The 23,650-nt window shown below is 60.7% G+C and carries 17 protein-coding genes and 1 pseudogene; 5 read left to right on the top strand and 13 right to left on the bottom strand.

Annotated features, from left to right (window positions below; all coding sequences use genetic code 11):
* Positions 1 to 4: 4 nt before the first annotated feature.
* The 6 genes from ACOQOT_RS05220 to ACOQOT_RS05195 form a co-directional block, all read right to left on the bottom strand.
* Positions 5 to 844 (bottom strand): sulfite exporter TauE/SafE family protein, encoded by an 840-nt coding sequence (locus ACOQOT_RS05220; protein ID WP_420561319.1) that lies wholly within the window; start codon positions 842 to 844, stop codon positions 5 to 7.
* 2 nt (positions 845 to 846) lie between these two features.
* Positions 847 to 1,845: a tRNA dihydrouridine(20/20a) synthase DusA gene (gene dusA / locus ACOQOT_RS05215; protein ID WP_420561318.1), complete on the bottom strand. Its 999-nt coding sequence runs from the start codon at positions 1,843 to 1,845 to the stop codon at positions 847 to 849.
* Between the two features lie 89 nt (positions 1,846 to 1,934).
* The gene (gene mltF / locus ACOQOT_RS05210; RefSeq protein ID WP_420561317.1) at positions 1,935 to 3,353 is read right to left on the bottom strand and encodes a membrane-bound lytic murein transglycosylase MltF; all 1,419 of its coding nucleotides are present in this window, start codon (positions 3,351 to 3,353) and stop codon (positions 1,935 to 1,937) included.
* Between the two features lie 121 nt (positions 3,354 to 3,474).
* Entirely contained in the window at positions 3,475 to 4,701 is a 1,227-nt protein-coding gene (locus tag ACOQOT_RS05205) for an acyl-CoA dehydrogenase family protein (RefSeq protein ID WP_420561316.1), read from the bottom strand.
* A 49-nt stretch (positions 4,702 to 4,750) separates the two neighbouring features.
* Entirely contained in the window at positions 4,751 to 5,875 is a 1,125-nt protein-coding gene (locus tag ACOQOT_RS05200; protein ID WP_420561315.1) for an acyl-CoA dehydrogenase family protein, read from the bottom strand.
* 265 nt (positions 5,876 to 6,140) lie between these two features.
* The gene (locus ACOQOT_RS05195) at positions 6,141 to 6,647 is read right to left on the bottom strand and encodes a MarR family winged helix-turn-helix transcriptional regulator (protein WP_420561314.1); all 507 of its coding nucleotides are present in this window, start codon (positions 6,645 to 6,647) and stop codon (positions 6,141 to 6,143) included.
* Between the two features lie 147 nt (positions 6,648 to 6,794).
* Between ACOQOT_RS05195 and ACOQOT_RS05190 the strand changes: the two genes are divergently transcribed.
* The 4 genes and pseudogenes from ACOQOT_RS05190 (at position 6,795) to ACOQOT_RS05175 (ending at position 16,115) form a co-directional block, all read left to right on the top strand.
* Entirely contained in the window at positions 6,795 to 7,991 is a 1,197-nt protein-coding gene (locus tag ACOQOT_RS05190; RefSeq protein ID WP_420561313.1) for an efflux RND transporter periplasmic adaptor subunit, read from the top strand.
* Positions 7,992 to 8,008: 17 nt separating this feature from the next.
* On the top strand, positions 8,009 to 11,152 hold the full coding sequence (locus ACOQOT_RS05185; protein WP_420561312.1) for an efflux RND transporter permease subunit: 3,144 nt from the start codon (positions 8,009 to 8,011) through the stop codon (positions 11,150 to 11,152).
* A gap of 202 nt (positions 11,153 to 11,354) precedes the next feature.
* Positions 11,355 to 13,999: pseudogene (gene pepN / locus ACOQOT_RS05180) on the top strand (aminopeptidase N).
* Positions 14,000 to 14,234: 235 nt separating this feature from the next.
* Positions 14,235 to 16,115 (top strand): PAS domain-containing sensor histidine kinase, encoded by a 1,881-nt coding sequence (locus tag ACOQOT_RS05175; protein ID WP_420561311.1) that lies wholly within the window; start codon positions 14,235 to 14,237, stop codon positions 16,113 to 16,115.
* Between the two features lie 63 nt (positions 16,116 to 16,178).
* On the opposite strand, the gene ACOQOT_RS05170 is transcribed toward ACOQOT_RS05175, so the two are convergent.
* Positions 16,179 to 17,342 carry a PAS domain-containing sensor histidine kinase gene (locus ACOQOT_RS05170; protein ID WP_420561310.1) on the bottom strand — a complete coding sequence of 388 codons (1,164 nt, stop codon included), beginning with the start codon at positions 17,340 to 17,342 and terminating at the stop codon, positions 16,179 to 16,181.
* Positions 17,343 to 17,729: 387 nt separating this feature from the next.
* Between ACOQOT_RS05170 and ACOQOT_RS05165 the strand changes: the two genes are divergently transcribed.
* Positions 17,730 to 18,584 (top strand): LysR family transcriptional regulator, encoded by an 855-nt coding sequence (locus ACOQOT_RS05165; RefSeq protein ID WP_420561309.1) that lies wholly within the window; start codon positions 17,730 to 17,732, stop codon positions 18,582 to 18,584.
* A 6-nt stretch (positions 18,585 to 18,590) separates the two neighbouring features.
* On the opposite strand, the gene ACOQOT_RS05160 is transcribed toward ACOQOT_RS05165, so the two are convergent.
* From ACOQOT_RS05160 to ACOQOT_RS05135, 6 genes are all read right to left on the bottom strand, one after another.
* Positions 18,591 to 19,976 (bottom strand): glutamine synthetase family protein, encoded by a 1,386-nt coding sequence (locus ACOQOT_RS05160; RefSeq protein ID WP_420561308.1) that lies wholly within the window; start codon positions 19,974 to 19,976, stop codon positions 18,591 to 18,593.
* 107 nt (positions 19,977 to 20,083) lie between these two features.
* Positions 20,084 to 21,433: an NAD(P)/FAD-dependent oxidoreductase gene (locus ACOQOT_RS05155; protein WP_420561307.1), complete on the bottom strand. Its 1,350-nt coding sequence runs from the start codon at positions 21,431 to 21,433 to the stop codon at positions 20,084 to 20,086.
* 37 nt (positions 21,434 to 21,470) lie between these two features.
* The gene (locus ACOQOT_RS05150; RefSeq protein WP_420561306.1) at positions 21,471 to 22,043 is read right to left on the bottom strand and encodes a periplasmic heavy metal sensor; all 573 of its coding nucleotides are present in this window, start codon (positions 22,041 to 22,043) and stop codon (positions 21,471 to 21,473) included.
* Positions 22,036 to 22,503, bottom strand: a complete 468-nt coding sequence (locus ACOQOT_RS05145) for a hypothetical protein (protein ID WP_420561305.1) — start codon at positions 22,501 to 22,503, stop codon at positions 22,036 to 22,038. Before ACOQOT_RS05145 ends, ACOQOT_RS05150 begins: the two co-directional genes overlap by 8 nt.
* Positions 22,500 to 23,078 (bottom strand): RNA polymerase sigma factor, encoded by a 579-nt coding sequence (locus ACOQOT_RS05140; protein WP_420561304.1) that lies wholly within the window; start codon positions 23,076 to 23,078, stop codon positions 22,500 to 22,502. Before ACOQOT_RS05140 ends, ACOQOT_RS05145 begins: the two co-directional genes overlap by 4 nt.
* A 95-nt stretch (positions 23,079 to 23,173) precedes the next feature.
* Positions 23,174 to 23,635 (bottom strand): EF-hand domain-containing protein, encoded by a 462-nt coding sequence (locus ACOQOT_RS05135; RefSeq protein ID WP_420561303.1) that lies wholly within the window; start codon positions 23,633 to 23,635, stop codon positions 23,174 to 23,176.
* Positions 23,636 to 23,650 lie beyond the last annotated feature (15 nt).

Raw genomic sequence — 23,650 nt, 5'->3', positions numbered from 1 at the left:
GGCCTTAGCCCGCCCAAAGATCGTAAAACATCCGCAAGGACGTGATGAGCAGGAAGAAGGCAAAGGCGCGGGCGAGCGTTTGCCGCGAAATCGCATGGGCGAGATTGGCCCCCCAGGGGGCGGCGAGCACCGTTGCCGGCACGATGAGCGCAAAGCCGATGAGATTGACATAACCGAGGCTGAGCGGCGGCAAAGTCTCGATGCCCCAGCCGCCAAGGACGAAGCCGATGGCGCCCGGCACGGAGATGAGAAGACCGAGGCCGGCGGACGTCGCCACCGCCTGGTGAATGGGTTTGCCGTAAAGCGTCATGACCGTAACGCCGAACGTGCCCCCGCCGATCCCCATCATGGAAGACAGCCCGCCGATAATGGCCGCGATAAGCCCCTGCCCCGCTGAGCCCGGCAGCTGACTGCCGAGGCGCCAATCATCGCGCCCGAAAGCCATGTTGAAAGCGACGAGCAAGGCGACGGTCGCGAAGATCGCCGTCAGCACTTCCCCGTTCACATAAGCGGCAAGGGAGGTACCGGCGGCAACGCCGAGCAGCATGGGCAAGGCCCAGCGTTTTAAAAGCGCCCAGTCCACCGCGCCTTTTTTGTGATGAGCGCGCACGGAGCGAATGGAAGTTGCGATGATCGTGGCGAGCGAGGTACCGACCGCCAGATGCATGCGCACCGCTTCATCAAGACCGATGGCGGTGAAGACGTGAAAGAGCACCGGCACGATGACGATTCCGCCGCCGACACCGAGGAGCCCGGCAATGATGCCCGCGACAATGCCCGTTGCCAAAAGCCCCGCAACAAAAAGGCCGAGCTCGGCAGCCGAATAATCCGCAAAAAATTCCACGCTTATGCCTCCGTCATGGCAACGGGAACCGGATCATCGACGCGGGACAGCGCCTCTTCGACCACCGATATTCCTGCACCAGGTTTTACTGCGTTTTCGCTCAAATGCCGCCGCCAGGCCCGCGCGCCGGCCACGCCCTGGAAGAGACCGAGAATATGCCGCGTCATGGCGTGAAGCGGCACGCCTTCGGCAAGGCGGCGCTCGAGATAAGGATAAAAGCCGCGCACGATCTCACCGCGCTTTTTGACGGGCGTCTTCGCGCCGAAAAAGCGCCGGTCCACTTCCGCCAGCTCATAAGGGGTTTCATAGGCCGCGCGGCCCATCATCACCCCGTCCACATGGGCAAGCTGGGCGGCGGTTTCCTCCAGCGTGCGGATGCCGCCATTGATGATGATTTCCAGCTCCGGAAATTCCTGCTTGATGCGGTGAACGAGCGGATAATCGAGCGGCGGAACGGTGCGGTTTTCTTTCGGCGAGAGCCCTTTCAGCCAGGCCTTGCGGGCATGAATGGTAAGCGAGCGCACACCCGCCTCGCGCATGCGCGCGGCAAAGGCGGGCAGCACCTCTTCAGGCTCCTGCTCGTCGACACCGAGACGGCATTTGACCGTAACGGGCACGGCAACCGCCTTTTGCATCGCCTCGACGCAGGCTGCGACCAGATCCGGCTCTTTCATCAGACAGGCGCCGAACCTGCCCGATTGCACACGGTCCGAGGGGCAACCGACGTTCAGATTAATTTCGTCGTAGCCGAAGCCTTCCCCGATGCGCGCGGCTTCGGCAAGGTCTTCGGGCTCGCTGCCGCCGAGCTGAAGGGCGACGGGATGCTCTTCATCGTTAAAGCCGAGAAGACGCTCCCGGTCTCCGTGCAGCACCGCCATGGAGGTCACCATTTCGGTGTAGAGCAGCGCCTGGCGCGAGATGAGGCGCAGGAAAAACCGCTCATGGCGGTCCGTCCATTCCATCATCGGGGCAACCGAGAAAAGGCGGTTTAGCTGGCTCATGGAGGGCTTCTATCGCGCCTTGAGGGGCACTGGCAAGCTTGCCCCGTGCGAGCCGGTTCCTCCAGGCGGGCGCGCGGCGGATTTCCCCGCTAAATCACGCCTTCGAGAATGTGGAGATAGGAGCGTACCTGGGAGACATAGCGCTGGGCCTCACGCCCGCGCGCATAGCCATGGCGCAGGCTTTTATAATATTTGGGGTCCATGAGAAGCGGCAGCACTTCGCGCAAATCCGTCCATGAGCTTTTGTTGAGGCCGCGCCGCTCCGCCAGGAGGCGGGCGTCGTAGAGATGGCCCATGCCCATATTGTAAGCGGCAAGGGCAAACCAATAGCGGTCCGTGCCTTTTACATCTTCCGGTATGCGATCGATCAGTTCGGCGAAATATTTCGCCCCGCCTTCGATGGATTCTTCCGGATCAAGCCGGTCTTCCACGCCCACTTCTTCGGCTGTGGCGAGCGTCAGCATCATGAAGCCGCGCACGCCGGTCGGCGAACGCGCAAGCGGGTCCCAGCGCGATTCCTGATAAGAGATGGCCGCGAGCAGATGCCATGGCAGACCGTATTCATCCGCGGCATCTTCCAGATCGCCGCGATAGTCGGGCAGCTTTTCCTCGATGTCGCGCCGGAAGCGGGAAATATCCACATAGTCGAATTCGGGAAAGTAATCGAAAAAGCGGTGATCGAGCCGCTCGATGAGCCCGGCCTTCTTTTTCTTTTCGAACCATTCTTCCAGATATGCGCCGAGCGCCACCGCTTCTTTGGAATAGGCCCAGGCGATCTTGCTTTGCGGCGTAAGATCGAGAGCGGCGCGCAGCTCCGGATAGAGACGCCGGTTGACCTTGAAGATCGGCGTGTCGGCGACGGTGCAACCGATATCGTCATCGGCGATCTGCGCGAAGAGGGCTTCCGTCGTCTCGTTCGATTCCCGCCAGGTAATGAACTTGGCTTTCTCCGCCACGCTTTTCTCACGCAGTTCCGCCAGCCGCTCGGCATAGGAGGTGCCGGCCGGCACCACCAGCTCCCTTTCTGCCAGATCCGTCAATTTTTTAAGGCGCGGGCCATCGCGCCGGCACACAACGATTTCCTTCACCATCTGATAGGAGGGGGAAAAGGCATAAAGCGCCTCGCGCGCCGGGGTGACGGTGAGCCCCGCCGCCGCGATATGCGCCCGCCCCTCTTTCAGCGCAAGAAGCACATCCGGCACGCTGGAAAAAAGCCGGTATTCCACTTCGACACCAAGGTCTTTCGCCAGTGCTTGCGTCAGCTCGTATTCATAGCCCGTCGGCCCTTCCCTGCCCTCATAATAGGTGGTGGGGCCGGGAACCGTGGCTATGACGAGCGTGCCGGAGTCTTCGATCGCTTGGAGGCCGGGGCGCACGCGGTCATGGAAAAGCAAAAGGTCGAGAATGCCCCAAAGAACGAGCGCGGCGACGATGAAATACGGGAAATAGGGCCGCAGTTTTGCCCGCAACTCTCTCGCGTGTTCGCGGCGATGATGCTCGTGTGTCACGCAATGCCCCCGCTTGGCCTGTCAGGTGCTGAAAGTGTGCCTGAGAGAGGATTTAGGGGAAAATAAAAAAATGAAAAGGCCCGCCAAAGGCGGGCCTTTTACACAGCTTGTTGAATAACGCTTACTTGCCCTTCGGCATTTCGTTAAAGGGCACGTTTTTATCCACACGAATATCCTGCGGCAGGCCAAGCACCCGTTCCGCCACGATGTTGCGCAGGATTTCGTCCGTGCCGCCCGCGATGCGGTAACCCGCGCCGCCGAACCATTGGTTCTGGAAGGTGGCGTTCTGCGCGGAGATATCGCGGTCGCGGATGATGCCGCCAATATCCTGCAGGTCCATGGCGAAGGAGCCGAGCTCCTGCATCTTGGGTGCGGAAACGATCTTGCTGATGGAAGATTCCGGCCCCGGCGTCTGCCCTTTGGAAAGGGCCGTCAGGGTACGGAATTTCGTGTATTTCAGACCTTGCGTTTCCACATACCATTGCGCAATGCGCTCGCGCACCGCACCGTTGTTGATGGCCGGACCATCCGCAAGTTCCGCGTCACGGGCGAGATCGACAAGCTCGGACCAGTCCGCGCCGCCGCCGCCGCCAACGGCCAGGCGTTCGTTCATCAGCGTCGTCAGCGCCACTTTCCAGCCATCGCCCGGCTGGCCGAGACGGTCGCTATCCGGCACGCGCACATCGGTGAAGAACACCTCGTTGAAGTTCGCCTCGCCCGACATCTGCCGGATCGGGCGCACTTCCACGCCCGGCGACTTCATGTCGACGATGAACATGGTCAGGCCCTTGTGCTTGGGCACGGTGGGGTCGGTCCGCACGACGACGATGCCGTAATCGCAATAATGGGCGCCTGAGGTCCAGACTTTCTGGCCGTTGATCACCCATTCATCGCCGTCTTTTTCCGCGCGGGTGCGCAAGCCGGCAACGTCCGAACCGCCGGCGGGTTCGGAGAAGAGCTGGCACCAAATTTCCTCGCCCCGGATCGCCGGACCGACATAGCGGGCCTTGTGCTCTTCCGTGCCCCAGGCAAGGACGGTTGGGATGCACATGCCAAGGCCGATGTCATAAAAGCCCGTGGGGACTAGGTAGTTGGCTTCTTCCTGGGAATAGATGACGGACTGAATGGAGGTGCCGCCCTGGCCGCCATATTCCTTCGGCCAGGTGATGCAGGCAAACCCTGCTTCGGCTTTCTTGCGCTGCCAGTCTTTGGCGCGCTGCAGCGCGTCGGCGCCGCTCAGCGCGTCGAGCGTGTCTTTCTTGCTTGCCTTGCGCTTGGCATTGGCGTCGAGCCACTTGCGCACTTCGGCGCGGTAGGCGGCTTCTTCCTGTGTATCGTTGAAATCCATGGGTCAAATCCTCTTTGTTTGGGTCTGTTGGCTGCTTTACGGCTGCCCGTTAAGCGGCGTTGCGCGCTTCGAGCTGGGTGACCAGCCGTTCGCGCCAGTAAAGCGGCGACCCGAGGGAGAGGGCCAAAAGCTTGGCCCGGCGATAGAAGAACTGGGTATTGGCTTCCCAGGTGTAGCCAATGCCGCCATGCGTCTGGATGTTTTCCTGAGCGGCATAGATATAAGCCTGCGTCGCGGAGATGCGGGCAGCGGCGGCCGCTTCGATGAGCTCGGCGCCATTGTCGTTGAGCATCATCGCGCCGTAATAGCTGTTGGAGCGGGCGAGCTCGATCTTCACATACATATCGGCCAGCTTGTGCTTGATCGCCTGATAGGAGCCGATCTGACGGCCGAAGGCATAGCGCTCGAGCGCATAGTCGCGGGCCATCCACATGGCGGTTTCCGCGCCGCCCACCTGTTCGAAAGCGGTCCAGACGGCAGCGCCATCGAGAACGCGGCGCACAAGGTCCCAGCCCTCGCCTTCTGCGCCCATCAGCTCGGCGGCGGCGCCATCAAATTTCAGGGCGGCGTGGCCGCGGGTCGGGTCGATGGTTTTCAGCTGTTCTTTGGAGATGCCCGAACCGTTCAGCTCCACGATGGCGAGCGAGAGCGCTTTGTCGCCCGAACCGCCCGTATTGACGAGCACGACGGCGATATCCGCAATCTCCCCGTCCGGCACCGGCATTTTCGTGCCAGTGAGTTTGCCGCCTTTCAGGCTGGCTTTGACGGTGCGCGGGCTCGGCGCATTCGTGCCTTCAGCCATGGCGAGCGTGCCGATGATCTCCCCGGCGGCGAGCTTGGGCAGGTATTTCTGTTTCTGCTCTTCGCTGCCGGCAAGCTTGATGGCTTCGGTCGCCAGGAAGACGGAAGAAGAGAAGGGAACGGGTGCTGCAACGCGGCCCAGTTCTTCAGCCACCACGCACAGTTCCAGCGCGCCGAGGCCGAGCCCACCATATTCTTCCGGAATGGCGGTGCCCGTCAGGCCCATTTCCACCAGGCCTTTCCAGACGTCTTCGGCATAAAGCTCGTCCGACTCCAAAACACGGCGCACGACATCGTAGCCGCATTTGTCGGAAAGAAATTTGCTGACCTGCTCCTTGAGCATTTTCTGGTCATCGGAGAAATCGAAATTCATAGTGCCTCCCGTTCGGCATCGACACGCGGGACCCGCGCGGATGCATACCAACCGTTATCCGGTTCATTGTTGCCTGGTTCATGGCTATCCGTGGCCCGCCCTTGAGGCCGCAGAATTAAGTGACGCCATTTTTCCCTCAATTTAGCGGCGGGAAAAGGCCCGAAAAGGGCCGAATACGCGATTCCGCATGGCTTTGGGCGTTTGACGCAGCGTCGGGCTGAGAGAGACTTGCAAGAATTTTGCTATTTTTCCGGCCCATGGAGGCTCAAAGGCTGTTTTCGTCCTCTTCCGTGGACAGATTCGCCTTCAGTTTGGACAAAACGGTCAGGAGCTGATCCGCCTCCTGAGGGGAGACATCCTTGAAAGCCTGCTGGAACATATCGCGTGCGCAAGCCGCCAGCACGGGCCGGATCTCATCGATCCTTTTTGTGAGATAGACCCGCCAGACGCGCCGGTCCTGCGGATCGGCCTGCCGGGTGAGCCAGCCTGCCCCTTCCATCTTGTCCACGATGCGCCCGAGCGGTGCCCGTTCAAGGCCCACAGCCAGCGCAAGCTCCGTCTGAGTGCGTCCGTCCTTGCGGATGAGGCTGGCAAGGACACGCACCTGGGTGAGTGAAAGCGCGACGCCGGCTCCCCTGAGCCGCCGCTCCCAGACGCGCAGCAGCAGCCTATTGGCGTCATGCATCAGCCAGCCGAAGGTGCGCTCGAATTCGAACTCGTCACCCGGCTGCATTTGCGCGGCTTTCGGCCCTTCGGCCTGCGAAACACTCATCCCCTGACCCATCGCTTGCGGCCGACCTGGCCGGACCTCTTTCTTCCCTTGCGTCAAGACGCTTGTGAGATTGTAACCATGTATACTATAATTCAGGAAACAAAATAACGCCTCATACTTTCAATGAGGCGAAAGCGGGTGAGGATCATGCAGGCACGCCGTCCCTATTTTTCCTGTTCTTACGCGGGTATCTGGCCGCGCGCTGGAGCCCTTCTGGCGCTCGCCTTTGTCGCGGCTTGCGGAGAGGCCGAAGAAGCACCGAAGACAGAGCGTGCCGCCGTGCCGGTTTTCATCACGCAAATCGAGGAACGCGAACTCGTTCAGCCCGTCACCGGCACGGGTACGATTGCCGCACAAAAAACCACGGATATGGGCCCGCAGGTCGATGGCATTATTGACGAGGTTTTTGTGCGCGTCGGCGACCGGGTGAAGGAAGGCGATGCGCTTTTCAAAACCCGCGCCATCGATTTCGAATTGCAGGTGAAAGAGCTGGAAAGCCGCGTCAAGTTGGCGCGCGCGGAAATGCGCAATGCTGAACGCGAGTTCAAGCGCATCAAGGAATTGCGTACGAAAGGCGTCGTCTCCGTCGGCCAGCTCGACAAGGTGCAAGCCGCTTATGACGTGGCAAGCGCGCAATTCGGCGTGGCGGACGCGCAATTGGCACAAGCCCGCCAGCGCCTGAAAGACGCAACCGTGCGCGCGCCCTTTGACGGGGTGATCACGCAGCAGGATATCTATGAGGGCAAGTTCATGGCGACGCGCGGCGGCGGGGGCGGCATGGGCGGCCCATCGGGTGTCGTGCAGATTCAGAAAATCGATATTGTCGGCGCCATCGTCAATGTGCCTGCCGTCCATCTTTCAAAGCTCGCGCTCGGCACGCCTGCGAAAGTCTATATCGACGGAGTGGACGAGGTTTACGACAGTGAAATTCATATCCTCAACGACAAGGTGGACCATACAACCCGTTCCATCGAAGTGCGTGTCGGCCTGAAGAACGAGGATTACAAAATCAAGACGGGGCTCTTTACCCGGGCCGAATTCTATCCCCCGCCGCGCAAGGCACTGGTGATGGACCGTTCCGCGCTGCTTGGTATCGAAGGGTCCCGCTATGTCTTCGTGCCCGATCAGGGCCGGGCGCGGCGCCAGCCCGTGGAAGCGGTGCAGCTCGATGCGGCCAGCGTCGAAATTCTGCGCGGGCTTGAAGCGGGGGACAAGGTGCTGACCGGCCCCATGCTCGGCACGCTGATCGACGGGCTCGCCATCCGCATCGAAGAAAGCAATTCGGGCGCCACGGCATCGGACGCGGCGGCGATGCTCACCCCCGGCCAAACCGGCACGCGCTAAGCGGATAGGACCAAGCCATGTGGATTTCCGATCTTTCCATCCGCCGCCCGGTTTTCGCGGTCATGATCATTGCCGCGCTCGTGACACTCGGCTGGATTTCTCTCGGCCGGCTCGGCGTCGATCTTTTTCCGCGCGTCGAGTTTCCCGTCGTCTCGATCAATACAGAGCTTGAAGGGGCCGGCCCCGACACGATCGAGTCCGAAGTGAGCGACCCGGTCGAAGAACAGGTCAACACGATTTCAGGCATCGAGAACTTGTCCTCCACGAGCTCGGAGGGCCAAAGCCAGGTGGTGATCGAATTCGGGCTCGATGAAGATGTGGACGTGAAAGCGCAGGACGTCCGCGACAAGGTGGCCCTCGCCCGCCCCGATATGCCGGTCGATACCCGCCAGTCCATCGTCCAGAAAATCGATCCCGATGCGCAGCCCATCATGTCCGTGATGATTGCGGGCGACATGCCGATCCGCCAGCTCACGCAGTTCGCCGACAAGACGGTGAAAGAGCAGCTGCAGCGCGTGCCCGGCGTCGGCTCCATCAAACTCGTCGGCGGGCGCGACCGGGAAGTGCGCATCTGGCTCGACGCCGTGAAGCTGCGCGCTTTCGGCGTGACGGCGGACGACCTCATCACCGCGCTTCGGCGCGAGCATGCGGAAATTCCCGGCGGGCGGCTGGAAACGGCAGGCCTTCAGACCGAGTTTTCCGTCAAGACCAAAGGCGAAGTCGACAGCGTGAAGGAGTTCGGCGATATCGTCATCGCCTTCCGCCAGGACGGCGCGCCCACCCGCATCCGCGACGTGGCGCGGGTGGAAGACGGGATGGAGGATTTCCGCTCCTATGCCGAGCTCGACGGCAAGCCGGGCGTCTCGCTCGAAATCCGCCGCCAGTCAGGCCGCAATGCCGTGGAGGTCGCCCGCGCGATCCGCGACGAGCTGACCCATCTGGAAGAACTTGCCCCGCCCGGCATGCGCATCATTGCAGCGCGCGACACCTCGCTCTTCATCGAAAGCGCCGCCAATGACGTTTTCGACGACATTATTCTCGGCATTATTCTCGTGGTGCTGGTGACTCTGGCCTTCCTGCTCAATCTGCGCGCCACGATTATCGTCGCCATTGCTATGCCGACGGCGCTCATCTCCACCTTCTTTGCCTTCTACGTCATGGATTTCACGATCAACCTCATGACACTGATGGCGCTTTCGGTCGCTGTCGGCCTACTGGTGGATGATGCGATCGTCGTGTTGGAAGCGATCTACCGCAAGCTCGACGAAGGCTACGGCCCCATGGAAGCCGCCTCGCTGGGCGTGCGGGAAGTGGGCGCGGCGGTGCTGGCAGGCACTTTATCGATCTGCGCGGTCTTCGTGCCCATCGCCTTCATGAGCGGTGTCGTGGGCCGGTTCTTCTTTCAATACGGGCTGGCCATCACCTTCTCGGTCATGGTCTCGCTCCTTGTCTCGCTGACGCTCACACCGACGCTTTGCGCCCGCTTTCTAAGCAAGGGGACAGTGGAGCGCGATGAGATGGGGCGGCTTGCCCGGTTTTTCGAAGACGCCTACCGCTCGCTGGAGCGGGCCTATGAAAGGCTTCTGCATCTGGCGCTGCGCTTTCGCTGGCTCGTAATGCTGTTTGCTTTCGTCTCCGTCGTTCTGGGGCAGATGGCGGCAAGCACCATTCCCACCGCGTTCGATACGAAAGCGGACAGAAGCGAATTCCTCGCGAAGGTGGAACTTCCTTTCGGCGCAGGCATCGAGCAGACCCGGCAGGTGGCAAGCCGCGTTGCCCAGGCACTCTCGGGCACCGAGCATGTCACCACCGTCTTCTATACGATCGGTTCGGGCACGCAGCAGCGGGTCAATGAAGCTGAGTTCTATATCGGCCTCACACCGAAAGCCGACCGCGATGAAGGCGCCATTGCCGTTATGGGCGCGGCCCGTGCGGCCATGCTGCAGGCAGCGCCGGAAGCCAAACATGTGAGCGTTTCGGATGTGCCCTGGATTTCGGGCGGCGGCTTTTCTTCCTTCGAGCTCACTTATTCTTTGCGCGGACCGGACCTTGCCGTGCTTGAGGCAAAGACCGACGCGATTACCGCGCGGATGGAGGAGACAGGCCTCTTTACCGATATCAAGACCTCTTTCGAGACCGGCAAACCGGAAGTGCAGGTTTCCGTCGACCGTCGCCGGGCGGCGGACCTTGGCGTATCGGTGCGCAATCTCGCCGAGACGGTGCGCTCGCTTGTCGGCGGCACCGATGTCGTGACTTATGAAGAGTTCGGCTCACGCTATGATGTGCGGGTGCGGCTCGAAGAGGACCAGCGCAACGATCTCGACCGGCTGGAGCTTATTCAGGTGCGCGGCACGGACGGGAAACTTGTCGATGTCGCCAATATGGCAAAGTTCCGCATCGATAGCGGCCCCGCTCAGATCGACCGGCAGAACCGCTCCCGCCGCATCGCGCTCCTCGCCAACACACCGGAGGGCGTGGCGCTGGGCGAGGCAACCGCGCGCCTTGAGCAGATTTTGCGCGAGGCCGAACTTGGGCCGGGCTATGTCTGGTCCGCCGAAGGCAAAGCCAAACGCATGAAGGAGAACCAGCAGGCGATCAGCTTTGCCTTCCTTCTGGCGCTCACCGCGCTCTATATGATCCTCGCAAGCCAGTTCAACAGCTTCGCCCAGCCGGCGATCATCATGCTCACCGCTCCGCTCTCTTTCGTCGGCGCATTCTTTGCGCTGGCGATTTCCGGCGAGACGCTGACCATGTTCGCGCAGATCGGCATGCTGGCGCTGATGGGCCTTGTGATGAAAAACGGCATCCTGCTCGTCGATTATGCCAATACGCTGCGCGAGGAAGGCCGCCCGGCTCGCGAGGCGATGCTGCATGCGGGCCCCGTGCGTCTGAGGCCTGTGCTCATGACCGCCTTTTCGACGATTTGCGGGATGATTCCCGTCGCCCTTTCCACAAGTCAGGGGGCCGAATTCCGGAATGCCATGGGCATTCTCGTCATTGGCGGGCTCATTTCCTCCACCTTTCTTACATTGGTGGTTGTACCCGTCGCTTACACGCTGATGGCCGACACGCCCGGCTTCTTCAAATCATTGGGCCGGAAAGCCGCCGCACTTGGCGGAAAAGCGGGCATTTGGCGCGGCTCGCAGGGCCCGGCGGACTGACCCTTATAGATTGCAGCCTCATGGGCGCGGCAAGCGGGGCCGACACTTCCTGGTGAAGTTTCTCCCGCAAGGCTAGACATATTCAGGACATTGCCTAAATTTCGCCAGAGGCCGGTGCTAGAAGCATCGGCCTTGGCCGTTCGGCCCCTTCCCGGCCCCCATTCCGGCGCCCTCAAGCCGCGCCGAAAGCACCGAGTACCGCATGAGAACCGAAGATCCCCGCCCCATCGCGCTGAAAGATTATAGCGAGCCCGATTTCTGGATCGATGAGGTGCAGCTCGACGTGGACCTTGCGCCAGAGGCAACGCAAGTGCGCTCGACGCTTGCCGTGCGCCCCAATGTGAGCCGCCCGGCCAGGGACAATCTGCGGCTCGATGGGGAAGGGCTGGAGCTTTTGGAAGTTCACCTGAACGGAGAAAAGCTGGGGCCCAACCGCTATCAGGCAGATGAAAGCGGGCTGACCATTATGGAGGTGCCGGCAGGCGCCTTCACGCTGACCACGGTGTCCCGCTGCAACCCGGCGGCCAATACGGCGCTGACGGGGCTTTATCTTGCCGGCGGCATCTTTTGCACCCAGTGCGAGGCGGAAGGGTTCCGCCGCATCACCTATATGCTCGACCGGCCCGACGTGATGGCGGTGTACCGCACGCGCATCACCGCCGAAAAGGCGCTGGCCCCCGTGCTGCTGGCCAATGGCAATTGCACCGACAGCGGGGAGCTGGAAGACGGGCGGCATTTTGCCGAATGGCACGACCCTTACCCCAAACCCTCTTACCTCTTCGCGCTGGTGGCGGGCGATCTTGCCTGTGTGCGCGACGCATTCACCACCGCTTCGGGGCGCGAGGTGGATTTGCGCATCTATGTGGAGCCCGGCAACGAAGACCGCTGCGCCTATGCGATGGATGCGCTGAAGCGCGCCATGGCTTGGGATGAGAAAGTCTTCGGGCGCGAATACGATCTCGACATTTTCATGATCGTTGCCGTCAGTGCCTTCAATATGGGGGCGATGGAAAACAAGGGCCTGAATATCTTTAACGATAAATATATTCTCGCCCGGCCCGACACGGCGACGGATGTGGATTTCGCCAATATCGAGGCGATCGTCGCCCATGAATATTTCCACAATTGGACCGGCAACCGCATTACCTGCCGTGACTGGTTTCAGCTTTGCCTGAAGGAAGGGCTGACGGTTTTCCGCGATCAGGAATTTACCGCCGATATGCGCTCGCGCGCGGTCAAGCGCATCGGCGATGTGCGCATGCTGCGCACGCATCAGTTTCCGGAAGATGGCGGACCGCTTGCCCATCCGGTGCGGCCCGACGCCTATATCGAGATCAACAACTTCTATACCGCGACCGTCTATGAAAAAGGCGCCGAGCTTGTGCGGATGATCCATACGCTGCTCGGGCCGGAAAAATTCCGCAAAGGCATGGATCTTTATTTCACCGTCATGACGGGCGCGCCGCAACAGTGGAAGATTTCCTCGAGGCGCTGGCCGATGGCAGCGGCATCGATCTTTCCCAGTTCAAACGCTGGTACCACCAGGCCGGGACACCGGAGGTCATGGCTTCAGGTAAATGGGACAGCGCGCAGCAGGAATATGTGCTGCAGCTATCGCAGGTCTCGCCGCCCACCCCCGGCCAGCCGCACAAAGAGCCTCTGCATATTCCCATCGAGATCGGGCTTCTGGGCGAGGATGGCTCAGATCTGCCGCTGTCGCCCATGGGGAGCGCCCCGGCAGAAGCGCCCCATGTCATCAGCCTGACGAAGCGGGAAGAAACCTTCCGTTTCAAGAACGTGCCCGTGAAACCCATCCCCTCGCTGCTGCGCGGCTTTACGGCGCCGGTGAAACTTTCCAGCAATCTGGGCGAGCGTGAATGGGCCTTTCTGATGGCCCATGACAGCGATCCTTTCAACCGCTGGGAAGCGGCGCAGAAATATGCCTCCGCCATTCTCACCGGCAATATCGCCGCGCTTGGCGATGGACGCACGCCGCGCGCCGGCTCCGGCTTTGCCGAGATCGTGCAGAAGATTTTGAACGATCCGGCCCTTGAGCCGGAATTCGTTGCGCAGATGATCGTGCTGCCCGCCGAACAGACATTGGCGCAGGCCATCGGCCAGGACGTGAATGTGGAAATCATTCACGAAGCGCGCGAAGCCTTCCGTGCCTCGCTGGCCGAGCAGCTCTATAGCGATTTCGAGCGCGCCTACCGCGAGAATGAAACGCCCGGCACATATTCCCCGGATGCGGAGGCCGCCGGCAAACGCTCACTGCGCAATACTTGTCTTTCCTATTTGACCGCAACGGGAAGAGCTGATGCGATCGCGCTAGCCAAAGGCCAGTTCGATGCGTCGGACAACATGACCGACTGCATGGCCGCGCTCGGTGTCCTTGCTCACACGGACTGCCCTGAGCGCGAAGAGGCGCTGCGCGCCTTCCATGACCGCTGGCAGGACGATCATCTGGTGATGGATAAATGGTTTGCGCTGCAAGCCACCTCGCCCCTGCCCGGCACGCTTTTGCGCGTGCGCGAGCTGATGGCGCATCCGGCCTTCTCACTGCGCAACCCGAACAAGGTGCGCGCGCTGATCGGCTCCTTCGCCACGGCGAACCAGCTGCGCTTCCATGAGGCGGACGGCGAAGGCTACCGCTTCGTGGCAGAGCAGGTTCTGGCGCTCGACAAGATCAACCCGCAAGTGGCCGCAAGACTGCTCGGCGCTTTCAAATCCTGGCGGCAGTTCGAGCCCGTCCGTCAGGCGCATATGCGCGAGACGCTTGAAGGCATCGTCTCCCAGGCCGAGCTTTCCCGCGACGTTTACGAGATTGCGACGAAGACGCTGGGGTAAGACGCAAGAGCCCGGTTTGCCGAAGCCGAACGGCGGTTTTAATTCCCACTTCTTGCCGGAAATGTCCCCTTCCGGCACGAGAGTGAGTCAAAAATGCATCGGTTTGACGCTTTCGGCCTGTAAATTCAGGCAAATCCCCCGCCCCTACTGGACACGGCGACTCCCAGGCCGAATCATCCCAAAAGTGATTCGGTTAACGAAACGTTAGCAAGTCCTGCTAAACCTAGGATGGGGGATGGTTGGCATGGTGGATTGGGGGTCTAATGTTGGCCGCACCAATATGGGCGCGGCATTGGGCGCAAGACTGGGATCGGCCGACATGACGCTGATATCACAAGCCGAAGCCGGGAAGAGCAGCCGCAAGCTGTTCCGCTGGACCTATAAGGTCACTCTGGCTTTTGCCGGCCTCTCGCTTCTGGCCCTGAACGGCGCACTGATCTGGCAAGAAGGCCTGACGCGGCCCATGGTCGCCGCCCTTGGCGCCAGTATTGCCTGCCTCGTGCTCGGCTTTGCCATGCTGCGCTTGATCGAGCGGAAAGTTGCCGCCGAAGCCCAGGTGCTTGAAAACCAGCGCCGCTTCGACATGGCCTTTGCCGGCGCGCGCTGCGGCATCTGGGATTGGAACCTGCAGGAAAACCGGGTCTTCTGGTCCTCGGCCATGTTCGACATGCTGGGCCGCCGCCCGCCCTCCCGCCGCCTTTCGGTTGCCGAAATCCGCGAGATGATCCATCCCGACGATATGCCCGCGCTTGACGACATGCTGGCTGCGCCCAAACGCGCCGCCCGCTCTTATGACGTCACCTTCCGGCTGCAGCATGTGGATGGAAGCTGGATCTGGCTCAATGCCAAGGGGCAAGTCTGGAGCGACGGGCGCTCCATGGGCGACCGGCTGGTGGGGCTTACCATCGATATTACCGAACAGAAACTTGCCGAAGCGCGCGAACGCCAGGCAACGGAGCGCCTGCGCGATGCCATCGAAAGCACGGGCGAGGCTTTCGTGCTGGTGGATGCGGAAGACCAGCTCGTCATCTGCAACAGCAAATTCCGCGAGCTTTTGAAACTGGATGAGACGGCCGTCGCGCCGGGCACCAAGCTCGATGAAGTGCTGGACGCAACAGGCATGCCCAATTCCTGGATCGTCAATTCAGACGAGAACGGCATCCGCGAAATCCGGCTCGATGACGGGCGCTGGCTGCAAATCAGCCAGCATCAGACGAAAGATGGCGGGCAAGTGAGTGTCGGTACGGACATCACGGCCATCAAGAACCAGGAAGCGGAACTGACCCGCAACCAAGCGGAACTGCGCAAGACGGTGATGGACCTGGAACAGTCACGCCACAAGTTGCAGGACCAGGCGCGACAGCTCGTGGAGCTTGCCGAGAAATATGCCGTCGAGAAAACCCGCGCGGAAGGGGCGAACCGCTCCAAGTCCGAGTTCCTCGCCAATATGAGCCATGAGCTCAGAACGCCGCTCAACGCGGTGATCGGTTTTTCGGAAATGATGGAGGCCCAGCTTTTCGGCCCGCTCGGCGCGAAGAAATACGAAGAATATGCCAGCGACATCAAAGCCAGCGGCCAACACCTTCTCGATGTGATCAACGATATTCTGGATATGTCGAAAATCGAGGCGGGCCGCATGACGCTCGAGCAGGAAAATGTCGACATGAAAGACCTTGTCGAGGAAAGCCTGCGTCTCGTTTCGGGCCGCGCCGACATTGCCGATGTGAAGCTGCATAACGATGTGGCCGCGCAGGAGCCCGTCTGGGTAGACAAACGCGCCATCAAGCAGGTGCTGCTTAATCTGCTCTCGAACGCGGTGAAGTTCACCTCCGCCGGCGGCGATGTAACGGTGCGCGCAGGCGACGACGGCTCCGGCAATCTGCTGGTCAGCGTCGAGGATACCGGCATCGGCATTCCGCCCAGCGCGCTCAGCAAGCTCGGCCGGCCTTTCGAGCAGGTGGAAAACCAGCTCTCGAAAAAACACAACGGCACGGGCCTCGGCCTTGCGCTTTCCCGCTCGCTGGTGGAAATGCATGGGGGCACGCTGACGATCGAAAGCGAGGAAGGGATCGGCACGACCGTGTCTTTCACCCTTCCCAGAGAAGCTCTGCACTAAGTCAAGCGGCAGTCTTAGCGCGGAGAATAGCCGCCTTCCTGTTTCGGCAGGGGGCGGCTTTCTTTATCGGCGCAGGCCGGTGCCGGCGAAAGTTTGCGTGCCGGCAACCAGGGGAAGCTCCAATGCAAAGCGGCTTCCCACCCCTTCCTTGCTCACCACGGAAACTTTGCCGTCCATCTGTTCGACGAATTGGCGCGTGATGGCAAGGCCGATGCCGCTGCCCTCCACTTCCTCACGCTTGCTGACGCGAGTAAAGGGTTTGAAAAGCTCGCTGAGCCGCTCGCGCGGAATGCCGATACCGGTATCCTCGATGATCAGCCGGGCCCGCCCGGCAGGCGTTATCTCGCATTTGATGATGATCTTGCCGCCGGGCTTGTTGTATTTCGCGCCGTTGCTCAAGAGGTTCATAATGCATTGGCGCAGACGCACTTCATCCGCATGGACAAGCGGCATCGGCGCATTGGAGAGCGCATCATCAACAATGGAAATGCGGTAGCGGGAGAGAACGGGCTGCACCATGGTGATCGACTGACGCAGCGTGCGTAAAAGATCCACCGGCGCAATCGAGACTTCCACCTGGCCGTGCTCGATCTTGGAAAGATCCAGCACGTCTTCGATCAACCCAAGCAAATGATTGCCGGAAGAGATAATCGCTTCGAAATATTCATTCTCTTTTTCAGGCGACAAAACACCAGGTTCTGAAAGCGACAATATCTGCGCGAACCCCAGCACTGCATTAAGCGGCGTGCGCAGCTCATGGGACATGCGGGAGAGAAATTCGGATTTGGCCTGATTGGCGATTTCCGCGCGCACGCAAGCATCTTCGAGCGCGCGGAAATTTTCACGCTGTGCCGTAATGTCCCGGACGATACCGACATAAGCAAGTTCGGCTCTGTCCGTCACCTCGCCCACCGAAAGATACATGGGAAAGGTCGAGCCGTCCTTGCGCCGCCCTTCCACTTCCCGGCCAATCCCGATGATCTTTTCTTCACCGGTCGCCTGATAATTTGCGATGTAGGAATCATGCTGCGAGCGGTAAGGCTCAGGCATCAGAATATGAACGTTCTTGCCGAAAACTTCTTCGGCCTCATAACCGAAAAGCAGCTCACTTGCTTTGTTGAAAAGACAGATCCGGCCGCGCCGGTCGATGGCGATGATGCCATCCACCGCCGTGTTGAGGACAGCTTTGAGAAGATCGGACTGGCTCGCGCTATCCAACGAGGACAAGAGCAATTGACCTCACCTCCTCCTCAAAAGAGGACCGAACCCACCTTCCAAAAAATGGGTGCGCTCCGCATCACCAGAGACGTCGTCCCTAGTGCTCTCTCCCGGCCTCAGCTCCAGCCCATGCCAGAGTAAAACCATCCCCAGAACTGTGGAAATCGGCGAGCGGACCACCCCTAACGCCCAAAACCACTACAAAAAGCGTAATCTATATTTTGAGGAAATCCATCATTTTTTCCACGGGCCCAGGCAGGCCGGCGCCGGATGCTTTTCTTAAGCGCTGTCGGAATCACAGAACAATTTTGAAACAATCTCATCATTTTTGTTTTCTGCCGATTGGGCAACGGCTCCCTATGTTCTAGGCTTTCCGGCAGTTTTATTGGTGTGCATATGGATTGGGATCTCGTTCGTTTTTTTCGCGCCGTTACAACCAGGCCGCAACTTGGCCTGGCAGCAGACGCTTTGGGGGTAAGCCCTGCAACCGTCTCCCGCAAAGTTGCAGAGTTCGAACGCCAACTCGGACGGGAGCTTTTCACCCGCGAGCGTGGCGGCTACAAGCTGACGGAATTCGGCGAACAGGTTTCCGAGCAGTTGGAAAGCTCGGCAAGCTCACTGGAAGATTCCCTTTTGCGGCTGCGCTTTACGGGCGAGAAACGCCGGGCGCTGGTGCGCGTCAATACAATCGAAAGCCTTGCCACCTTCTGGATGCCGCCGCGCCTAAAAGAAATGCAAGGGACGGACGGAAATATCGACCTCGATATCCGCACCGATTTCGAACTGATAGACCCGCGCTATGGCGACGCGGATGTCGCGGTGCGCATGGGCACGCGGGGCATCGAACCCTTGATTGGGCGGCCCGCAGGCCGGTTTGCCTTTGCGATTTTCAAAGCGCCGGGCACGGAGCAGACCATCCGTTATGTAGGCCGCATGGCGGGCACGCCTGTCGGGCGCTGGGCGGATGCAAATCTGCCGACGGGAAAGCCGGTTCTGCAATGCGATTCCGTTGCCGCCGCCGTCAACATCATGGAAAGCCAAGGCGGGGAAACGGTGCTGCCTGCCTTTATCGGCCGGGAAAAGGGCTGGGAGCTCCTCATGCCCGAACGCCATGTCGTTTCGGACATCATGGTGCTGCGCAAGAGGATCGGGAAAACGCAAGACCCGCGCACGAAAGTCTATGACAATCTGCTGAAGCTCTTGCGGGATTACGACTTCTGCGCACCGGTCAAACCGTCAAAGAAGAGCTGATACCGCTTACAGATACCATTCATATTCGAGGGTGGAGATGTGGCTGTGGAACTTCTCATATTCGCGCATTTTCACTTCCGTATAGACATCGACATAGGCGTCGGAGAAGTAATCGCGCAGGACGGCTGAATTGCGCATCCGCTTCAAAGCGCTCGGTACATAGAAGGGAATGTCATCATCCATGTTCTCGCTGGCGTTACCTTCTGCCGGCTCACCCGGATCGATCTTGTTCTCGATGCCGTGGAAGATGCCTGCCAGAATAGCGGCAAGCGCGAGATAGGGATTGATATCGGCGCCCGCCACCCGGTGCTCGATGCGGCGCGCTTCCGGCTCGCTTGCCGGCACGCGGAAAGCGACGGAGCGGTTGTTATAGCCCCAGGCACCATTGACCGGCACGAAGAGATTGGCGGCAAAGCGGCGATAGGCGTTGAGGTTTGGCGCGAAGATCGCCATGGACTGGTCGAGCAGGGCTTGCAGCCCGCCGATGGCATGCAGAAGCTCCTGGCTTCCCTCCGGCCCGCCATTGTCGAACAGGTTGTGTCCGTCCTTGTCCAGCAAGCTGACATGCATATGGCAGCCATTGCCGGTCTGATCGGCATAAGGCTTCGCCATGAAGCTCGCACGGAAGCCATGTTTGCGCGCGGCAGCCGAAATGAGATGGCGCAGCATGACCGCGTGATCGGCCGCAGCCAGCACATCGGACTCATGGCGCAAGTTGATCTCGTATTGGCCGGGCGCAAACTCCGCCGTCGCCGCCGTCGCCGGCACGTTCTGCTCGATGGCGAATTCGTCGATGTCTTTCAGAAGCGCTGAAAAACCATCGAGTTCGGTGATCCCATAAAGCTCGTTGCCATATTCGCGCTCGCCGGTGGCCGGGTTGATGGGGGGCAACGGCTCCCCCTCCTCGCCCGGCTGCGGGTCGAGAAGGTAGAACTCGAATTCCGCCGCCACGACCGGCTGCCAGCCTTTTTCCTGAAAACGGGCAAGAACGCGCTTAAGAACATTGCGCGGCTCGAGCTCGCAAGGCGCGCCGTCCTCTTCGAACATGGTCATGAAAACCTGAGCATGGGGCTGGTCCGCCCAGGGCACGAGCTGCAGCGTTCCTTTGACCGGCCAGCTCAAACTGTCCGGGTCGCCATCGGAAAAACCCATGCCGTGAATGTCTTCATTCACGCCCGTCACATCGAGAAAATAGAGCGAGCGGGGCATCTGAATGCCGGAAGTGAAGACCTTTTCGGCCTCGCTGACGGGAAAGCGCTTGCCGCGAATGGTCCCGCAAATATCCACGAAAACCGCATCCAGGTAATCGACCGGGCCTTTTTCGGCCAGGAAAGCTTTCCAATCCGCCAGAGTTGCAATGCCGTTCTCAGCGGGTTTGGTTCTGCCACTCATTCTTCGATCCGGGATTTCCGGCCTCCGCTTTCATTTAAATGCCACAAAATAGTAGCCGCCCGCCCCCCTGTCCTACCAGCGTTGCGGCAGCAAAAAAGAGCGGCAAACTAAAGATCTGTCATAAAATAATAAACAAGGGCGCCGCGCAAATACCAGCGCCGGAGGCCCGGCAGGGGAAAAGGCGAAAGCGGGCCGCGCATGGGAGCCGGCAGGTCCGCCTCGCTTGCCTTGCCCGCCAGAAGCCGCGCCAGAAAACGGCCCGTCCAGGGCGCGGCGGCAACCCCGTCGCCGTGATACCCAAGCCCGTAAAGCACGCTCGGATCGTCTTTCTGCCGCCCGATGGCGGGGGTCTGATCACGGGTCATGCAGACAAGGCCGCGCCAGAAATGCGTCACCGGCACCTCGGCCCAGGCGGGAAACACCTCACCGAGACGGCGGGTAAGAAAGGCCTTCATGCGCGCGCCGTCTTCAGCCGTGCCGCTCATATCGCCCCGGCCGCCGAAAATGAAACGCCCGTCGGGGAGCAGGCGGTAATAGAAAAGGAGGCGGCGTGTGTTCGTGCAAGGCTCATCCGTCAGCCAGTTCTGCGCGGCGCGCTCGGCAGCGGTCAAAGGGCGCGTTGCAATGATATTGGAAATGATGGGCAGCACCCGCCCGGCAAAGCGCTTATCGAAGCTCTCCCGCGTAAAGCCGTTCGTCGCCACGATGACGTTTTTCGCGCGCAAAATGCCGCCCGCCGTTTCAAGCTCGTGCCATTCGCCCTGCTTTGCCCAGGAAAGCACTTTGGACTGGCCGTGAAGACGGGCGCCCGCGCGCGCCGCAGCACGGCCAAGACCGCGGGCAAAGCGCATGGGGTGGAGGCCGAAGCCCGTCCCCCACCACATACCGCCGAATTGTTCGGTGGAATCATAAACGCGCTCGGCAACTTCCTCCCGGCTTGCGACTACCGTCTTTTGACCGAATGCCTCGCGCAGCAGATCGGCCTCTTTTTGGAGGCCTGAAAAGCGGCGGGCATCATGGGCGATGTGCCAGACGCCCTGCCCCTGCGCCTCGATATCGAAAGCCTCGTCCTTCGCCAGGGCGCGGACGAGGCCGATCGCTTCTTCCTGCGTCTTCATGAAACGGCGCGCTTCTTCGGCACCATAGCGGGAGAGCAGTGTCTCAAGACCGAGGCTGCTCGGATAAGGCGCGCAAAAACCGCCATTACGCCCCGATGCGCCCCAGCCAAGCGGCCCCGCCTCCAGAAGACAGACATCAATGCCGTGGTCCTTGGCGAGGTGATAAGCTGCCGAAAGGCCCGTATAGCCGCCGCCGATAATGGCCGTATCGCAGCTTTGTGGACCTTCGAAGGCGGTCCCCACTGCCAAAGGCTCAGCCGTTTCTTCCCAAAGGCTGCCGACCGGCACCGCCGGGTCATACATGTCTTCGTGATAAAGCGATGCGCCGCCGGGCTTCATCTGTCCCCCTGACTTGAAACGCGATACCGGTATTTCGTCAGGGTATCATATCGGGGCCCGGCTCTTCTGGCTCTTCACCATTTCCGGCGCGTGCCGGTTTTGTCCCGTGATGGCGGCGGCCACGGTGCGGGCGCATCAAATGCTCGGCGAATTTTTCCCGCACCTGCGGCGAGGCATCGGCCAGAGCAGCAGCGATGCCTTTCTGGGTCGTAAGGGAGAGACGGCCCATTACTTCATGAATCTTCATCATTGCCGCTTCCACCGCATCGGCATCATAAGGTTCGGCTTTAATCTGGCGGGCGGCTTCTTTGCGCGCCTCCCGCAACTCTTTGATCATCGGGCGGGCATCACGGAAATTCTCCCTCATGATGCGCCGCATTTCCCGGAAGGCTTCTTTGTCTTCCTCGCTGCGGGCGCTGGCAATGAGCCCGCCCAAAGGCCCATGAAAGGCAGGCGGCTCGCCCGGGCGGAAATGGCGCCAAGCCGCGCCGGTGAGAAGGCTAGCCGCAATGGCGCCCGCCAGAAACAGGTTGAGCGCCAATGACACAAGCAGCAGTGTGCGCGGCCCGCTGCTCTTTTCCTTTACGCCATTCGCCTGCGGGTCACTCATTCCAGTTCTCCTCGAAAACACTATCGGCCATGGCAAGCGACAAAAGCGCGCTCTCCGTCTGCGGGTCCGACGACATGGCCGTCAGCGCACCAGAAGTGCCGATATAAAGACCAAGCAGCAGCGCAGCGGCGCAGGTTCCCATCGGCACCCATGACGGCCCTTCCGGCCAGAGCGCGCCTGCCAGCCCGCGCCAGAAGCCTGCACTTTGCCGGGCCGGACGCATTTCTGTTTGGGCGGCATAGGCCGCCAAAATCCGCGCATGCAAGGCGGCGTCCGGTTCCTCGACGTTGAACGCGTCCAGCATCTCATCGAGAGCGCGTTCTTGCGCGGCTTTTGCGTGAAGATCCGGGCGCATCGCCAGCACTCCAGCCTCTTCCTCCGGCCAGCGCGCCAGGTCGGCGCCATAGGCCGCCAAAAGCGCGTCCAAACGCTGTTCGTCTTTGTCCGCTGCGCTCATCATCTTTCTCCGCTTGCCGTTTTTACCGGCGCATCGAAGGCTCCGTCCTTCAGCAACATCTCTTTCAGTCCCTTGCGGGCCCGGGTCAGAAGCGCTTCCACCGCTTCCACCGTGCAGTTCATAATCTCCGCCGTCTCACGGTTTCCCAGCTCCTGATAATGCACCAGGATGAGGGCGAGGCGCTGACGCTCGGGCAAGGATTGCAAAGCCGCCGCGACCCTTGCCGATTGTTCCTTCTCCGCCACCCGGCTTTCCGCGCCCGGCGCCGGATCGGCGATAAGTGCGGCATCTTCAAGCGGTGCACTCTTTCGCCCCCGCAGCCGGTCAATGCATAAATTGCTCGTCACTTTATGCACCCAAGTGGAAAATTTCGCGCGTCCAGCTTGCCAACGCGTTGCTTCTTTCCAGATGCGCAGAAAAACCTCCTGCGCCACGTCTTCCGCTTCGCTACGCGAGCCGAGCATGCGCTGGGCAAGCGCAAGCACGCGGGGGAGATGCCGTGCCAGCAAAAGCTTTGCGGCCCGTTCCTCCCCCGCGGCAAGCCGTTTCAAAAGCGTCTCGTCGCTTTCTTCACTCACGCGCGTCTCACTTCTGCGGGCCGGGCCCAAGCATCACAGCCCGGACCCCGCTCTGCGGCAGATGGTCCGCCGCAGAGCTTAGCTTGAAAAGACGATTACTCGCCAGCGCCCGGGCCGCGCGGGCCTTTGCCATGATGGGCGCGCATTTTCTCGCGGGCGGCCTTGGCTTCTTCCTTCGTCACCGCGCCGTCACCGTCCGCATCCATCATCTCGAACATCTTTGCGCCATGACCGCCGAATTCACCGGCAGCCAGCTTACCGTCCCCATCGGCATCCTGACGTTCGAACATCGTTTTCATGCGCTCTTCATGACGTGCCATCATATGGGCGGTCATTTCTTCCTGGGTGACGAAGCCGTCCCCATCCGCATCCACTTTGGCAAAGCGCGCTTCTCTGGCAGCCGCCATTTCTTCCTGCGTGATCTTGCCGTCGCCATTCGTATCGAGCTTGTCGAACATTTTGCCGCCGCGCGGCCCCTGATTTTCGGCAACAGCAATGCCCGCTGCCAGGCTCAAGCCGAGAACGGCACCGCCGATAACTTTCATCCAGGATTTCATATCTCTCTCCAATTC

This window comes from Tepidicaulis sp. (assembly GCF_965222285.1).
Lineage (GTDB): Bacteria > Pseudomonadota > Alphaproteobacteria > Parvibaculales > Parvibaculaceae > Tepidicaulis.
This window is presented reverse-complemented; position numbering and strand designations above follow the sequence as displayed.

Coding starts and splice junctions, on each gene's coding strand:
- dusA (WP_420561318.1), bottom strand. CDS start 1,845: ATGAGCCAGCTAAACCGCCTTTTCTCGGTTGCCCCGATGATGGAATGG.
- ACOQOT_RS05205 (WP_420561316.1), bottom strand. CDS start 4,701: ATGGATTTCAACGATACACAGGAAGAAGCCGCCTACCGCGCCGAAGTG.
- ACOQOT_RS05200 (WP_420561315.1), bottom strand. CDS start 5,875: ATGAATTTCGATTTCTCCGATGACCAGAAAATGCTCAAGGAGCAGGTC.
- ACOQOT_RS05195 (WP_420561314.1), bottom strand. CDS start 6,647: ATGAGTGTTTCGCAGGCCGAAGGGCCGAAAGCCGCGCAAATGCAGCCG.
- ACOQOT_RS05190 (WP_420561313.1), top strand. CDS start 6,795: ATGCAGGCACGCCGTCCCTATTTTTCCTGTTCTTACGCGGGTATCTGG.
- ACOQOT_RS05185 (WP_420561312.1), top strand. CDS start 8,009: ATGTGGATTTCCGATCTTTCCATCCGCCGCCCGGTTTTCGCGGTCATG.
- ACOQOT_RS05175 (WP_420561311.1), top strand. CDS start 14,235: ATGGTTGGCATGGTGGATTGGGGGTCTAATGTTGGCCGCACCAATATG.
- ACOQOT_RS05165 (WP_420561309.1), top strand. CDS start 17,730: ATGGATTGGGATCTCGTTCGTTTTTTTCGCGCCGTTACAACCAGGCCG.
- ACOQOT_RS05160 (WP_420561308.1), bottom strand. CDS start 19,976: ATGAGTGGCAGAACCAAACCCGCTGAGAACGGCATTGCAACTCTGGCG.
- ACOQOT_RS05155 (WP_420561307.1), bottom strand. CDS start 21,433: ATGAAGCCCGGCGGCGCATCGCTTTATCACGAAGACATGTATGACCCG.
- ACOQOT_RS05150 (WP_420561306.1), bottom strand. CDS start 22,043: ATGAGTGACCCGCAGGCGAATGGCGTAAAGGAAAAGAGCAGCGGGCCG.
- ACOQOT_RS05145 (WP_420561305.1), bottom strand. CDS start 22,503: ATGATGAGCGCAGCGGACAAAGACGAACAGCGTTTGGACGCGCTTTTG.
- ACOQOT_RS05135 (WP_420561303.1), bottom strand. CDS start 23,635: ATGAAATCCTGGATGAAAGTTATCGGCGGTGCCGTTCTCGGCTTGAGC.